The following is a 14267-nucleotide window of genomic DNA, read 5'->3' as shown; positions in this document are numbered from 1 at the left end:
TCGGGTAGTGGAACCACAACTTAGGTGTCCTGAGAGCCTGAGTCCGGTCGTCTGAGCCGCTGACCAGCCAGATCATTTTCATCGCGGGCTCTCGCAAAGGGTGCCACGCACGACTGAAGTGTGATAGAAAGAATGGCTTTGTATTTTCGGAATGAATTTTCCGGGAAGATAAGAAGATTGTATCACAGGGGGCAAGGTGTTGGCGAGCGAACAGGCACGGATCACCTCTCTGTATGAAAAGCTCGACAAAGAACGGAACAAAGCGGTCGCCGACCTTGCGGCCGCACTGCGGGACACGGTCACCCCGCGGCTCGACCGGGAGGCCCATGTCGAGATGCTGACCAGGGATGTGGGCAAGTACCGCGCGGCGGAAGCGGGGCTGTGCTTCGGCCGCATCGACTCGGAGAACGGCGACTGCACCTACATCGGACGCGTCGGGCTCTTCGACGACGACTTCGAACCGCTGCTGCTGGACTGGCGCGCACCGGCGGCGCGGCCGTTCTACACGGCGACAGCCGCGAACCCGGAGGGTGTCGTGCTGCGGCGGCACTTCCGCGTTCGTGACCGGGAGCTGTGCGACTTCCACGACGACGAACTGCTGACCGACACGACGGCTCTGCTCGACGCCCTCGACGCGCCGCGGACCGCGACGATGCGCGACATCGTCTCGACCATCCAGGCCGAGCAGGACGAGATCATCCGGTATTCGGGCCCCAGCGTGCTGGTGATCGAGGGCGGCCCCGGCACCGGCAAGACCGCGGTGGCCCTGCACCGCGTGGCATACCTGCTGTATACGCGTCGTGAACGCCTGTCGCGCCACGGAGTCCTGATAGTCGGCCCGAACACAGGCTTCCTCCACTACGTCGGCGACGTCCTGCCGTCGCTGGGCGAGACCGACGTCGTGTTCGCGACACCCGGCGAGCTGTACCCCGGCGTCGCGACCGGCGTCGAGGACGCCCCGTTGTTGCAACGGCTGAAAGGCGATATATCAGTTCTGGACCTGCTCGCCGTCGCCGTCGCCGACCGGCAGGAGCTTCCCGACGAGCCCGTCGAGATCGAGCTGGAGGACGTCGTCGTCCCGCTCGACGCGCACGTCGCCGCCGTCGCGCGGGAGAAGACGCGCTACTACGGGCTCCCGCACAACGCCGCGCGCAAGTACTTCTTCCTCGCGCTCGCCGAGGAACTCGTCGCGCCGGCGTTGCGGCTGATCGGCGTCGACTGGCCGGAGATCGAGGAGGACGTCCGCCACGAACTCCGGAACAGCTCCGCGTTGCGCGATGCCGTCGACAGGCTGTGGCCGCTGCTCACGCCGGAACAGCTGCTCGCCGACCTGTACGAGGGCCGCTGCTTCCGGATCGGCGCACCGGAGCTGTACCGGCCCGACGCCGGGGCGTGGACGGTGTCCGACGTGCCGTTGCTGGACGAGCTCGCCGACCTGCTCGGATCCGACGGTGCCGCGGAGCGCGCGGCGAGACGTGAAGAGGAGGAACAGCTCGAATACGCGCGTGGTGTCATGGACGTCCTGTCGATCGACAAGCGCGCGGATTCCGACGAGTACATCGTCACGGACTTCGTCAACGCCGACGTCCTGGCCGCCCGGCACGAGGTCCGTGACCAGCGCACTCTCGCCGAACGAGCCGCCGACGACCGCACGTGGACCTACGGTCACGTCGTCGTGGACGAAGCGCAGGAGCTGTCCGCGATGGACTGGCGCGTCCTCCTGCGCCGATGCCCGAACAAGTCCATGACCGTCGTCGGCGACCTGGCGCAGCGCCAGGCGGCGAGCGGCGTCCGGAGCTGGGGCTCGGTGTTCGACCGGTTCACCTACCGCCGGCTGGAGGTCAACTACCGCACACCCGGCGAGATCATGGCCGTCGCCACCCCGGTGCTCAAGCTCGTCGACCCCGACGCGTCGGCGCCGGTGTCGGTGCGCGAAGCCGGTGTACGTCCGTGGGCTCGCCGCGTGACTGATATATCGGCGGCCGTGTGCGACGAGCTCGACGCGCACGCGGATGCACACGACGAACGCACGATTGCTGTCATCGGCGAAGGTTGGATGCCGCCTCGCGCGTCGAAAGGGCTGGAGTTCGACGTCGTCCTCGTCGTCGAACCGCAACGCATGTCACCCAGTGAGCTCTACGTGGCGTTGACGAGGGCGACGCAACGGCTCGGGGTCCTGCACACCGAGCCGTTGCCGCGTCACCTAAGAGGTCTCCTCTAAGACCCACGCGAGGTAGTCGTCGTTGCCTCCGGCCACTGGGGTGACGACGACCTCCGGCACGTCGTAGGTGTGGTGCGTCTTGATGTGCGCGACGAGTTCGTCGACGCGGGTGGTGGACGTCTTCACGACGCACTGCCATTCCGCGTCGACGCGCACCTCGCCGTCCCATCGGTAGACGCTGCGGATCGGCACGATCTGCACACACGCGCCAAGCCGCGCCTCGACGATGCCCTTCGCCAGCGACTCCGCGGCCTCCTCGGAGCCGACGGTCGTCGTCACCACGCTCACACTCACAGGGCGTCGATCTCCTTCAGCAACTGGTCCTTCAACTGGGCAGGCGCGTACGACGCCCGCACCGAGGCTTGTGCGAGGCCGGCGAGTTCGTCGCGGCCGAACCCGAACCGCTCGTGGCACAGCAGGTACTCGCGGTCGAGATCGGTGTGGAACATGCCGGGGTCGTCCGTGCTGATCGTCACGGGCACACCGGCCTCCACGAGCCGTGGCAACGGATGCTCGTCCAGCGACGCCACCGCGCCAGTGCGGATGTTCGACGTCGGACACACCTCGACGACAACGCCCTCGTCGGCGAGATGCCGCACCAACTCGAGGTCCTGCACCGCGCTGACGCCGTGCCCGATCCGTTCTGCGCGCAGGTCGCGCAGCGCGGCCCAGATCTCGCTGGGCGGCGTCGTCTCACCGGCGTGCGGCACCATGTGCAACCCGGCGTCGCGCGCCATCGCGAACGCCTCGCGGAACTTCGCCCTCGGCGAGTCCGACTCGAACCCGCCCAGCCCGAACCCGACCAGTCCCTCGGGCCGGTACTCGGTCGCGAACCGCGCGCTCGTCACGCCCCAGTCGCGATCCCAGGTGCCGGGAACATCGAAGATCCACTGCAACGCGACACCGTGCTCTGCGAGCGCCTCGTCCCGGCCCGCCTTCAACGCCTCGACGAGTTCGTCGGGTGCGATGCCCGCCCGCAGGTGGCTCGTCGCGCTGATCGTCAGCTCCGCATAGCGGATGTTGGTCCGTGCGGCGTCACGTGCGTATCCGACGATGAGCGTGCGGATGTCCTCACCGGTGGTGACGAGGTCGTTGACGATGCCGTAGACATTGATGAAATGCCGGAAGTCCCTGAACTCGTAGAACTTCCGCAGAGTGGCCTCGTCGGTCGGCACCCGCCCGCCGGGATGGTTGCGCGCGAGTGCGAGGACGGTGTCGACGGAGGCCGCGCCCACGAGGTGGACGTGCAGCTCGGCCTTCGGCAACGCGTGGACGAAGTCGGAAATGTGCACGGTCCATGCTCTCAGGTCAAGGGCCGTTCGACGGGTGACATGTCTTGCAGTCAAAGGAGAGGGTGCAGGGCGATCCCTGTCTCTGGCTTCCGCATTGGGGGTGCCTCGTGAGGGGCGCACGAAGAGTTGCACTGCTGACAGCGGTGCTGGTTCTGCCATTCCTGCCCGTGACGGCCCAAGCCGCCGAAGGGCCGGTGTTCAAGGACGGCGAGGCGCAACCCGTCTTCGATCCGAAGGACGTGGTGAAGGAGAGCCTCTGGGTCCGGGCACCGGTCGACAGCGACCGCGACGGCAAGGACGACGAGGTCTACACCGAAGTCGTCCGGCCACGTGCCACCGAACGCGGTCTCAAGGTCCCCGTCGTCTACATGGTCAGCCCGTACTTCTCGGGCGGTAACGACGTTGCCAACCACAACGTCGACGTCGAGCTGTACGTGCCGGACAAGCGCAACGGCCGGTTGCTGAAGTCCTCCTCCGACGAACGCATCACCGCCGCTCTCGGCCCGAACCCGATCACGTCGGGTCGCTACGAGGCCTACTTCATCGCGCGTGGGTACGCCGTCGTCTACGCCGAGTCGCTCGGCACCGGCAAGTCCACGGGCTGCCCGACCACAGGCGACGTCAACGAGACGATCGGCGCACGTGTCGTCGTCGACTGGCTCAACGGCCGTGCGACCGCACGTACCGCCACAGGCGAAGCCATCAAGGCGACCTGGTCCACCGGCAAGACCGGCATGATGGGCGTCTCCTACAACGGAACGCTGCCCAACGCCGTCGCGTCGACCGGCGTGCGTGGCCTCGAAGCCATCGTGCCGATCGCCGCCATCTCCAGCTGGTACGACTACTACCGCGCGGACGGTGCCGTCGTCGCACCCGGCACGTTCCAGGGTGAGGACGCCGACGTGCTCGCGGAGTACGTCTACACGCGCGCGGACAGGGAGATCTGCAAGCCGATCATCGCCGAGATCGCGAAGGACCAGGACCGCGTCACCGGTGACTACAGCCGGTTCTGGGACAAGCGCAACTACATGAACGATGTCCGCAAGGTCCGCGCGGCCGTGCTGGCGGTGCACGGGCTCAACGACTGGAACGTCAAGATGACGCACGTCGAGCAGTGGTACTCGGCGTTGAAGAAGGTCGGCACGCCGCACAAGATCTGGCTGCACCAGTCCGGGCACACAGACGCCGACACGCTGCGTTCGGTCGAGTGGCGGCGCACGCTCAACCGCTGGTTCACCCAGTACCTGTGGGGTCACCGCAACGGCATCGACAAGGAGCCGAAGGCGACGCTGCAGCGCGAGGACAAGACGTGGGTCGACGAGAAGGACTGGCCGGCTCCCGGCACGTCCGACGTGCGGCTGCGGCTGTCCGCGGGCGGCTCCACCAAGGGCGGCCTCGGAATCCTGCCCGGCCGCGGCGTCGAGCAGTTGACCGACGACGCGACCAAGACGGCCGAATCGTTGATCGACCTGGCGACTTCACCGAACCGCCTCTCCTACACCTCGGAGCCGGCGAAGAAGCCGGTGCGGTTGTCGGGCAAGTCGACGGCCAACCTGCGGGTCGCGTTCGACCGGCCCGCGGCGAACGTGTCGACGCTGCTCGTCGACCGTGCGGCGGACGGCAGGTCGCACGTCATCACGCGCGGCTCGACCGACCCGCAGAACCGGGACCGGCCTGACAGGACGTCGCCGATCAAGCCCGGCAAGTTCTACGACGTCGAGGTCCCGATCGTGCCGGACGACTACGTCCTGCAGGCCGGTCACCGGCTCGAGTTCGTCGTGATCTCCAGCGACTACGACTACACGCTGCGCCCGAAGCCGGGTGCCGGCCTGTCGCTGGACCTCACCCGGACGTCGGTGGAACTGCCGGTCGTCGGTGGCTGGGGCACCGTGTTCCAGTCGTTCTGATGTGACGCCGCGCTTCGGTCTCCCGGGACCGAAGCGCGGCAACCTAGCACCCACCCCCGACAAAACCCCGCTCCCGGGCACCTCAAGATCTCAACCTGTTCACAACCGCCGAGTTGTCCACAACCTCACACCCAACCCGGCTCACCACCCGGCCCCACCGCCCACAGTGAGCCCATGCCCTCAACCCTCTCGAAGCCGATCCGAGTGCGCGACGCCGGCGATCTCTACGCCGCCATCCCGCACCTGATGGGGTTCCACCCGACAGATTCGCTGGTCGTGCTGGTGCTGAAAGACCATCTGGTCAGCATGACCATGCGCGTCGACCTTCCACGCCCACGACATCGAGGCCAGCTCGCGGCCCAGCTGGAAGGTCCGCTACAAGAACAAGACGCGTCCGAGGTGATCCTCGTCGTCGTGTGCCCGCCGTCCGAACACATGCCGGAGCAACTGCCGCACGAGCCACTGGTCAAGGTCCTCAGACATCAGTTGGGCGGCGTGGGCATCGACGTCGTGGAGGCCGTGTGGCTGCCGTCGTGCGAGAAGGACGCGCAATGGCTGTGCTATCTCGACATCGACTGCCACGGGACGTTGCCGGATCCCCGGTTGTCCGCTGTGGCAGCCGCGTCGGCACACGAGGGCAACGTGACGTTCGAGTCGCGCGCGGCCATGGCCGCGATCCTCACGCTGGACCCGCCTGAGGCACTGGAACGCAGATCCACCTTGCTCGACGAGCTCATCACGGCCTCTGCCGATGCCGACGCCACGACCGAACTGCGCCGGGTGAGCGATGCGATCGATGCCGTGGAGCACCGCGCGGGACCGTTGCCGGACAAGGAGATCGTCGCTCTGGCGAGGGCGCTGGCGGATCCCGAGGTGCGCGACGCGAGCATGGGATTCGCGGTGCAGCCCCGATCCAGGCTCGCCGAACGCCTGTGGCTCGAGCTCACCAGGGCCTGCCCTGCACCGGAACGTGCGGAACCCGCGTGCCTGCTCGCGTTCTACGCCTACCAGCGCGGCGATGGTGGGATCGCGTCCATCGCGCTCGACGCCGCCGAGGAAGCCTGTCCCGGCCACGCGCTGAGCAAGCTCGTCCGAGCCGCCGTCAGTGCCGCGTTCCCACCGTCAGAGATGCGGGCGCTGTCCGTGAAATACCTGGACAGCGCCCGTGAGCTGCTCGGCCGCGATCAGAGCAGTTCGGGCCGCTCCCAGCCCTGATCCAGGACGTGCTCGGCCAGGAACGCCCACACCGTCTCGTACCAGACTCGAGAGTTCCCGGGGGTGAGGATCCAGTGGTTTTCGGTTGGGAAGTAAAGGTATTTCGCATTGACCCCGTGTCGGACGAGGTCGAAGTACAGGCGATGCCCTTCACCGATGGGAACGCGGTAGTCCTTGTCCCCGTGGATGACGAGCATCGGGGTCTTGATGTCAGCCACCCGCAGGTGCGGGGAGTTCGCCAGGATCCGCTCCGGCTGCGTGAGGGGGTCGCCCATCTCCCGCATCCAGAAGTAGGAGCTGTCGGTGCTGCCGGAGAACGCGTCGATGTGCCACAGGGAGGCGTGGGTGACGATGGCGCGGAACCGGTCGGTCTGGGTGGCGATCCAGTTGGCCATGTAGCCACCGAACGATCCGCCCATCGCGGCGGTCCGGGAGGCGTCGATGTCGGCTCGCTCGACGGCGACGTCGGTGATGGCCATGAGGTCGGTGTAGGGCTCGGCGCCCCATCGGCCCCAGCCGGCCTTGATGAAGTCGGGCCCGTACCCGGTCGACAGGGCCGGGTCCGGCAGCAGGATGGCGTAGCCGCGGGCTGCCATCAGCCACGGGTTCCACCGCCAGGTCCAGCCGTTCCAGCTCATGACCGGGCCACCGTGGACCCACAGGACCAGCGGCGCGGGGGAGTCGGCGGACGCGCCTTCCGGCAGCACCAGCCAGGATCGGACCGTCCTGCCGTCGGCGACGACCGTGGAGATCTCGGTGAGGGTGCCGGGCACGGAGTCGAGGGCACCGGGCGCCCGCAGCCGTTCCGGATCCTGGTCGGCTCCGGTGGCGGCGAGTCGCACCGGCTGAGGCGGGTGGTCGATCGAGTTGCGAAGGGCGTACAGCGTCTTGCTGTCCGGGCCCACGACCAGATCGCTGTAGTAACCGGAGACCGTCAGTTTCGTGATCTCGCCGCTCGCGAGGTCCAGCCGCCACAGCGGCTGGTGGCCGAGGTGGCTCGCGGTGAAGAAGACCGCCGACCCGTCCGGGCTCACCACGGGGTGGTCCGGTTCCTCCTGGAAATCGGGCGCCAGTGGCGTGATCGAGCCGTCCGCCAGTTCGACGCGCACCAGGTCACGCCGGTGAGGGGCGTCGGTGGAGGAATCACGGAACCGGATCGCGATCACGGCGGAGGAGTCGGGCGTGAACGTCGCACCGTGGAAGGAGAAACCTTCCGCGGAGGCGATGGTCCGTGCCTCGCCGCCATTCGTGGACACGACCCGGAGTTCGGTGCGGCGACCGTAGGAAGCGCTGACGTCGGCGTTGTGGCCGTAGACGGCCCACTGCCCGTCCGGGCTGAGCGCGACGTCCTCGTCACTGAGCCGGCTTTCGGCGTCCTCGCTCAGACCGGAGATCGTCCCGGCGGTGACGTCCGCGAGCGGGGCCGCGAACAGCCTCGGGTAGGCCGGGCCGAGGTCCGAGTCCCAGTACCGGATCGGGTACGACTCGTGCAGGATCGCTGTCACGCCCGCGTCCTCGCGAGCCTTGCGCTTGGCGTCGTCCTCGTCGCCGAACTCCGTGAAGCGGTACGCCGACGACGTGAACAGCACCGTCTCGCCGGCGGCGCGCAGTTGACCGACTCCGCCGCCCGGCCGCAACACCTCGGCGGCCTCGCCTCGGACCGGAAGCCGCCACAGCGCCTTCTTGTCCTTGGACTCGCCCGGTTTCGCGAGCGGGTCCGGGCGAGCCGAGAGGAAGAGCAGCGACCCGTCCGGCGCGAACACGGGGGAGGAGTCGCCCTTGGCGGAGCGGGTGAGCCGGACGGCCTCCCGCTCCCCGGTGGGGTCGACCTCCCAGAGAGCGCCCTGCCACGTCTTGCCGTCCGGCGCGAGCGTGGACACGACCGTGACGAGCCGGGTGCCGTCCGGGGACAGCGCGAGCGACGCGAGCCGCGCGGTGGCGTTGTAGCTCTCGAAGGAGGCGAAGTCGGTCATCCCGGCTCAGGCCTCGTGCCGGGCGCGGGTGAACTCCCACGCGTCGCGGACGATGCCGGTGATGTCGGCGCGCTCGGGCTTCCAGCCGAGGTCGGCGCGGGCCCGCTCGGCGGAGGCGACCAGGACGGCCGGGTCGCCGGCGCGCCTCGGGGCGACGACGGCGGGGATCGGGTGGCCGGTGACCTCGCGGCAGGTGTCGATGACCTGCTTGACCGAGAAGCCGGTGCCGTTGCCCAGGTTGTAGATCCGGTGCTCGCCGGCGGTGGCGTTCTCGAGTGCGAGGAGGTGGGCGTCCGCGAGGTCCAGGACGTGGATGTAGTCGCGGACGCAGGTGCCGTCCTCGGTGGGCCAGTCCTCGCCGTAGATCGAGATGTGGTCGCGCTGCCCGAGCGCGACCTGCAGCACGAGCGGGATGAGGTGGGTCTCGGTCGCGTGTCGCTCGCCGATGCTGCCGTAGGCGCCGGCGACGTTGAAGTACCGCAGGCTCGTCGCCGCCAGGCCGTGCGCGGCGGCGTACGACGTGATCGCGTGGTCGATGGCCAGCTTGGTGGCGCCGTAGGTGTTGGTCGGCGCGGTGGGGGCGCTCTCGGGGATCGGCACCTCCCGCGGCTCGCCGTACGTCGCGGCAGTCGAGGAGAAGACGAGCTTCGGCGTGCCGTGATCCTTCATCGCGTCGAGGAGACGAATCGCGGTGAGGACGTTGCCCGTCCAATACTTGCCTGGGTCCTGCATGGATTCGCCAACGAGGGACTTCGCCGCGAAGTGAAGAACACCGTCGAACCCTTCCGCGAGGACATCGCCGATCACCTCGGCGATGTCGCCCCGGATGAAGCGCGCTCCCGCGGGGACGGCGTCCTCGTGGCCGGTGGAGAGGTCGTCCAGGACGACCACCTCGTGTCCGGCTTCGAGCAGCCTGGCGGCGCACACGCTGCCGACGTACCCGGCCCCGCCCGTGACGAGCAGCTTCACCACAGTCCTCGCATTCCTGGTCAAGATCGTTCTTGGCTACCGGTCCCTGCCCGCACCCGCGGACGGAACCGCCGTGAAGAGCCTCGGCCGCGTGAGCGAGCGCGAGGCGAAACCGGCGAGCACGGACCGCTCGACCTCGTCGTGCCGTTCGACGGGCACGAGGGCGATGGCCGAGCCACCGAAACCGCCACCGACCATCCGGGCGCCCAAGGCGCCGGCCGCCATCGCGGAGTCGACGGCGACGTCGAGCTCGAGGCACGAGACCCGGTAGTCGTCCCGGAGGCTCGTGTGGGAGCCGGACAAGAGAGGGCCGACCTCGGCGAGCCGGCCCGTGCGGAGCAGCTCGACGGTGCGCAGAACCCTGTCGTTCTCGGTCACAACGTGCCGCACCAGCGGACGCAGCTCTTCGGGCAGCCGGACGAGCGTCTGGTCGAGCTCGGCGATGTCGACGTCGCGCAGCGCCGGAACGCCGAGGATGCCGGCCGCACGCTCACAGCCCGCCCTCCGGGCGCCGTAGCCGCCGTCGACGAGAGCGTGGCTGGCACGGGTGTCGATGACGAGGACCTCGAGCCCGCTGGCAGCCGCGTCGAACGCGACCTGCTCCGGCTTGCCGGAGCGCACGTCGTAAAACAGGGCGTGCGCTTCGATGCAGCACAGCGATGCCGTCTGGTCCAGGATGCCGGTCGGTGCGCCCACGAAGTCGTTCTCGGAGTGCTGCACCCAGCGCGCGATGTCAGGCCGCTCGGCCTCGACGCCGGCGAGGCCGAGCAATGCGAGCGCGACGGCGCATTCCAGGGCGTGCGAGGAGGACAGACCAGCCCCTGCGGGCACGTCGCCCGCGATGACGAGATCCGCCCCGCCGAGAACGGGGATGCCCTGCTCGCGCAGGGCCCAGGCGACGCCACCGGGGTACGCGGCCCACCCCTTGACGGTGCCGGGGACTAGGTCGGCGACCACGACCGGGTCCGCCACCTGTACCCCGCCGTCGTCGCCCATCGTGCTGACGGTCATCACGCCGTCGGTGCGGGGCGACGCCGCGACCGCGATGCGGTGGGGCAACGCGAACGGCAGCACGTAGCCGTCGTTGTAGTCGGTGTGCTCGCCGATGAGGTTGACGCGGCCAGGCGCCGACCAGACTCCCTCGGGAGCGCGTCCGTGCTGGCGCTCGAACGCCTCCGCGGCCTTCTCCGCCGGTGTCGTCGCCTGGGTCACCGGGCGAGCACCAGGACGGCGTGGGCGACCGCGGGGTCGAGCTCTGCCGTGTTGCCGTTGCCGCCGCGCACCTGGATGACCTTGGCGCCACCGAGCGCCTCGACCTCCACGGTGCCGCCCGGCACGACGCCGGCGTCCTTCAACTCGGCCATGAGGTCCGGGTCGAGCTGGACGTGCTCGGCGATGCGGCGCACCTCGACGCGGCCCCCGCCGCGGCGGGCCACCTCGTCCACGCGCACCAGGTCCGCCTCGGCGGGCGGGGCCGGCTCGCCGTCGCCCAGCTTGTCGAGGCCGGGGATCGGGTTGCCGTAGGGCGAGGTGGTGGGGTTGCCGAGCAGCTTGATGAGCTTGCGCTCGACAGCCTCGCTCATGACGTGCTCCCAGCGGCATGCCTCGCTGTGCACGTGCTCCCATTCGAGCCCGATGATGTCCACGAGGAGGCGCTCGGCGAGCCGGTGCTTGCGCATGACGGCGATCGCGAGGTTGCGGCCCTGCTCGGTGAGCTCGAGGTGGCGGTCCTCCGCCACGACCACCAGGCCGTCGCGTTCCATGCGGCCGACGGTCTGGCTCACCGTCGGTCCACTTTGGCCCAGGCGCTCGGCGATGCGGGCGCGCAGAGGCACCACGCCCTCTTCTTCGAGCTCGTAGATGGTGCGGAGATACATCTCCGTGGTGTCGATGAGGTCGTTCACACCCGCTCCCCTTCGTATGGTGTCAATGGTAGTCGTGCCGGGGGACACAGGTGTCCGCGCGGGTGCAGGATGTGAGCCGTGCATCCCTTGATCACTCCTGAGGCCCTCGCCGACGCGCTGAGTGCGCGTCCGGCCACCGTCGTGCTGGACGTCCGGTGGCGTCTCGGTGGACCACCCGGACGCCAAGACTACGAGGTCAGCCACGTGCCCGGCGCGGTGTACTTGGATCTGGACACGGAGCTGTCCGCTCCGCCCGGCATCGGGGGCCGTCATCCGCTGCCGGATTCGGAGCGGTTGCAGGAGGTGCTGCGCGGTGCCGGTGTGCGCGAAGGTGCCCAGGTCGTGGCGTACGACGCGGGGGACGGGTCGGTCGCCGCGCGGGTGTGGTGGCTGCTGCGGTGGGCCGGGTTCGGTGAGGTCGCGGTCCTGGACGGCGGGTTCGCCGCGTGGGAGGCCGCTGGGCTGCCGGTGTCCGCGGACGTGCCGGAGGCGCTGAAGGGCGATGCCGCTGGTGACGTCGTGGTGCGGCCTGGGCAGATGCCCGTGCTTGACGCGGACGGGGCGGCGGCGCTCGCTTCGGAGGGGGTGCTGCTCGACGCTCGGGCCGCCCCTCGGTATCGCGGTGAGACCGAGCCGGTGGACCCCAAGGCCGGGCACATCCCGGGTGCGCTCAACGCGCCGACCACCGGTCATGTCGGAGCGGATGGCCGGTGGCTCGGCTCGGAGGAGCTGGCCGCGCGGTTCGGTGGGCTCGGGGTGTCGGGTGGTGTGGCTGTCGGCGCGTACTGCGGGTCGGGGGTGACCGCCTCGTCGGTGGTGCTCGCGCTGGAGGTCGCGGGGATCACGTCGGCCGAGAAGCCGGCGGCGTTGTACGCCGGGTCTTGGTCCAACTGGTGCGCGTTGGACCGGGAGGTCGCTACCGGCGACTGACCTGGTCCGGTGGGTGTCAGGCGCTGGGGATGCGGTTGAAGCCGTCGGTGGCCAGTTTGAGGGCGATGCCGCAGGTGTCCAGTTCCTCGACGGCCAGGACGCTCACCGAGAAGGCCGAGGTGATGGCGGTCGGGTCGTCGGTCAGCATGACGGTGACCTGGCAGTCGTCCTTGGCGGGGCTGACCTGCCACGCGGTGTTGCCACCGATCTCGATCTGCTTCTTCTCGCCGTCCTGGTCCGCCACCTCGGGAACCGTGACCATCTGGGTGATGACGGCGGACGGGCCGGTCGTGGTGTGGATGCAGCCGCCGTCCGCCGTGGACTTGCCGCCGGTGGCCGCCTCGATGTCCGAGGCCTTGAGGACGCCGCAGGTCTCCAGGCCGGTCGTCTTCTTCTTGGTGGTGATCTTCACGTCGCCCTTCTTCTGGGCGGTGGTGGGGCTCGCCGGCTTGGAGGTCGCGGTGCTGGCCGGCGGTTTCTTCGAGGTCGTGGTGGGGTCGGCGGGTTCTTGGATCGCGCCGGCGTCCGCTGTGGCGGTGCCCTTGACCTGTTCGGCGCAGCCCGAGATTGCGGCGAGGGTCAGGCCCAGTGCGAGGAGGATGGCCGCTGGTCTCAGGTGCATGTCGCCTCTGACCCCTGTTCGGTGAGATCGGTTCCGGGCCCGCGACTGTAGGTTGCTGGTCATGGGTAAGCCAGCCGCTGTTGTCTGGGACAGGTCCTTCCTCGGGTACGACCTCGGTGGCGACCATCCGCTGAACCCGGTCCGGCTCGACCTGACGATGCGGCTCGCCACGGCGCTCGGGGTGCTGGACGGCGTGGAGGTGCGGGCCCCCGAACCGGCCAGCGACGAAGAGATCGAGCTGGTGCACAAGCCTGGGTATCTGAGCGCCGTGCAGGCCGCGCCCACAGCCGGGTGGGACGTCGGGCACGGGCTCGGGACGGCGGACAACCCCGTGTTCGAGCGGATGCACGAGGCTTCGGCGTTGGTGGTGGGTGGGTCGCTGGCGGCGGCTCGGGCCATCGCGTCGGGGGAGGCGGATCGGGCCGTGAACATCGCCGGTGGGTTGCACCACGCGATGCCGGACAGTGCGGCCGGCTTCTGCGTTTACAACGACTGCGCGGTGGCCATCGAGTGGTTGTTGCGCAGCGGGGTGGAGCGCATCGCCTATGTCGATGTCGACGTGCATCACGGGGACGGTGTGCAGACGGCGTTCTGGGACGACCCGCGGGTGCTGACGATCTCGTTGCACCAGCATCCGATGAGCCTGTGGCCCGGTACCGGGTGGGCCGGTGAGGTCGGCGGTGCCGGTGCCGAGGGGAGCGCGGTCAACGTGCCGTTGCCCGCCGGGACTCGCGACGGTGGGTGGATGCGGGCGTTCCACGCGACGGTGCCGGCGTTGTTGCGGGCGTTCCGGCCGCAGGTGCTGGTCACGCAGTGCGGCGTCGACACGCACAAGGAGGACCCGCTCGCGGACCTGTCGTTGAGCGTGGACGGGCATCGGGCGATCTACCAGGCGTTCCGGGACCTCGTCGACGAGCACGGGTACAAGTGGCTCGCGCTCGGTGGCGGCGGGTACGAGCTGCTCAGGGTGGTACCGCGGTCCTGGACGCACCTGCTGGCCACGGTGCTGGACCGCGACGTCGACCCGAACCGGCCGTTGCCGGCGGACTGGGTCGCCCATGCGACACGGGTCGCACCGAACTGGCCTTTGCCTGCGTCCATGACTGATGAGTGCGACGCTGGGTACCAACCGTGGGGCGGGGACGCGGAGGAGCCGGTTGACAAGGCGATCCGCGAGACCCGGCGTGCGGTCTTCCCGTTGCACGGACTCGATCCCGACGACCCCAGGGACTGA

General features: G+C 69.2%; 12 protein-coding genes. 5 read left to right on the top strand and 7 right to left on the bottom strand.

The features are described from left to right. The first annotated feature begins 196 nt into the window (after nt 1–196). Nucleotides 197–2221: an ATP-dependent DNA helicase gene (locus PV646_RS43190; protein WP_500348808.1), complete on the top strand. Its 2025-nt coding sequence runs from the start codon at nt 197–199 to the stop codon at nt 2219–2221. Here the strand turns inward: PV646_RS43190 and cutA are convergent. Together cutA and add are read right to left on the bottom strand one after the other, a co-directional pair. Beyond that, entirely contained in the window at nt 2204–2515 is a 312-nt protein-coding gene (gene cutA, locus PV646_RS43185; RefSeq protein WP_500348807.1) for a divalent-cation tolerance protein CutA, read from the bottom strand. The two genes, PV646_RS43190 and cutA, sit on opposite strands and share 18 nt — an antisense overlap. Continuing rightward, a complete protein-coding gene (gene add / locus PV646_RS43180) occupies nt 2512–3513 on the bottom strand; it encodes an adenosine deaminase (RefSeq protein WP_500348806.1) in 1002 nt (333 codons plus the stop codon). Before add ends, cutA begins: the two co-directional genes overlap by 4 nt. A gap of 143 nt (nt 3514–3656) precedes the next feature. Between add and PV646_RS43175 the strand changes: the two genes are divergently transcribed. Beyond that, nucleotides 3657–5420, top strand: coding sequence for a Xaa-Pro dipeptidyl-peptidase (locus tag PV646_RS43175; RefSeq protein WP_500348804.1), 1764 nt, complete (start codon nt 3657–3659; stop codon nt 5418–5420). A 174-nt stretch (nt 5421–5594) separates the two neighbouring features. Then, nucleotides 5595–6635 (top strand): DUF4192 domain-containing protein, encoded by a 1041-nt coding sequence (locus tag PV646_RS43170; protein WP_500348802.1) that lies wholly within the window; start codon nt 5595–5597, stop codon nt 6633–6635. On the opposite strand, the gene PV646_RS43165 is transcribed toward PV646_RS43170, so the two are convergent. The 4 genes from PV646_RS43165 to PV646_RS43150 are packed head-to-tail and all read right to left on the bottom strand — an operon-like array spanning nt 6605 to nt 11481. Then, nucleotides 6605–8608: a S9 family peptidase gene (locus PV646_RS43165; RefSeq protein ID WP_500348801.1), complete on the bottom strand. Its 2004-nt coding sequence runs from the start codon at nt 8606–8608 to the stop codon at nt 6605–6607. The two genes, PV646_RS43170 and PV646_RS43165, sit on opposite strands and share 31 nt — an antisense overlap. 6 nt (nt 8609–8614) lie before the next feature. Continuing rightward, nucleotides 8615–9577, bottom strand: a complete 963-nt coding sequence (gene galE / locus PV646_RS43160; protein ID WP_500348800.1) for a UDP-glucose 4-epimerase GalE — start codon at nt 9575–9577, stop codon at nt 8615–8617. Between the two features lie 36 nt (nt 9578–9613). Then, on the bottom strand, nt 9614–10789 hold the full coding sequence (gene galK, locus PV646_RS43155; protein ID WP_500348798.1) for a galactokinase: 1176 nt from the start codon (nt 10787–10789) through the stop codon (nt 9614–9616). Beyond that, on the bottom strand, nt 10786–11481 hold the full coding sequence (locus tag PV646_RS43150) for an iron-dependent transcriptional repressor DtxR (RefSeq protein WP_189159431.1): 696 nt from the start codon (nt 11479–11481) through the stop codon (nt 10786–10788). Before PV646_RS43150 ends, galK begins: the two co-directional genes overlap by 4 nt. A 78-nt stretch (nt 11482–11559) precedes the next feature. Here PV646_RS43150 and PV646_RS43145 point away from each other — a divergent pair, with 78 nt between their 5' ends. Next, the gene (locus PV646_RS43145) at nt 11560–12411 is read left to right on the top strand and encodes a sulfurtransferase (RefSeq protein ID WP_500348797.1); all 852 of its coding nucleotides are present in this window, start codon (nt 11560–11562) and stop codon (nt 12409–12411) included. 16 nt (nt 12412–12427) lie between these two features. On the opposite strand, the gene PV646_RS43140 is transcribed toward PV646_RS43145, so the two are convergent. Continuing rightward, nucleotides 12428–13033, bottom strand: coding sequence for a DUF3558 domain-containing protein (locus PV646_RS43140; protein WP_500348795.1), 606 nt, complete (start codon nt 13031–13033; stop codon nt 12428–12430). A gap of 61 nt (nt 13034–13094) precedes the next feature. Between PV646_RS43140 and PV646_RS43135 the strand changes: the two genes are divergently transcribed. After that, nucleotides 13095–14267 carry an acetoin utilization protein AcuC gene (locus PV646_RS43135; protein WP_500348793.1) on the top strand — a complete coding sequence of 391 codons (1173 nt, stop codon included), beginning with the start codon at nt 13095–13097 and terminating at the stop codon, nt 14265–14267.

It is taken from the genome of Streptomyces sp. ID05-26A (genome assembly GCF_033794685.1).
Classification (GTDB): domain Bacteria; phylum Actinomycetota; class Actinomycetes; order Mycobacteriales; family Pseudonocardiaceae; genus Lentzea.
Note: the sequence above shows the minus strand (reverse complement) of the source record. Positions and strands in the feature narration are given on the sequence as shown.

Bases quoted from the DNA above. Each gene is read 5' to 3' on its own strand.
- PV646_RS43135 (WP_500348793.1), top strand. From the start codon at position 13,095: ATGGGTAAGCCAGCCGCTGTTGTCTGGGACAGGTCCTTCCTCGGGTAC.
- PV646_RS43140 (WP_500348795.1), bottom strand. From the start codon at position 13,033: ATGCACCTGAGACCAGCGGCCATCCTCCTCGCACTGGGCCTGACCCTC.
- PV646_RS43165 (WP_500348801.1), bottom strand. From the start codon at position 8,608: ATGACCGACTTCGCCTCCTTCGAGAGCTACAACGCCACCGCGCGGCTC.
- PV646_RS43170 (WP_500348802.1), top strand. From the start codon at position 5,595: ATGCCCTCAACCCTCTCGAAGCCGATCCGAGTGCGCGACGCCGGCGAT.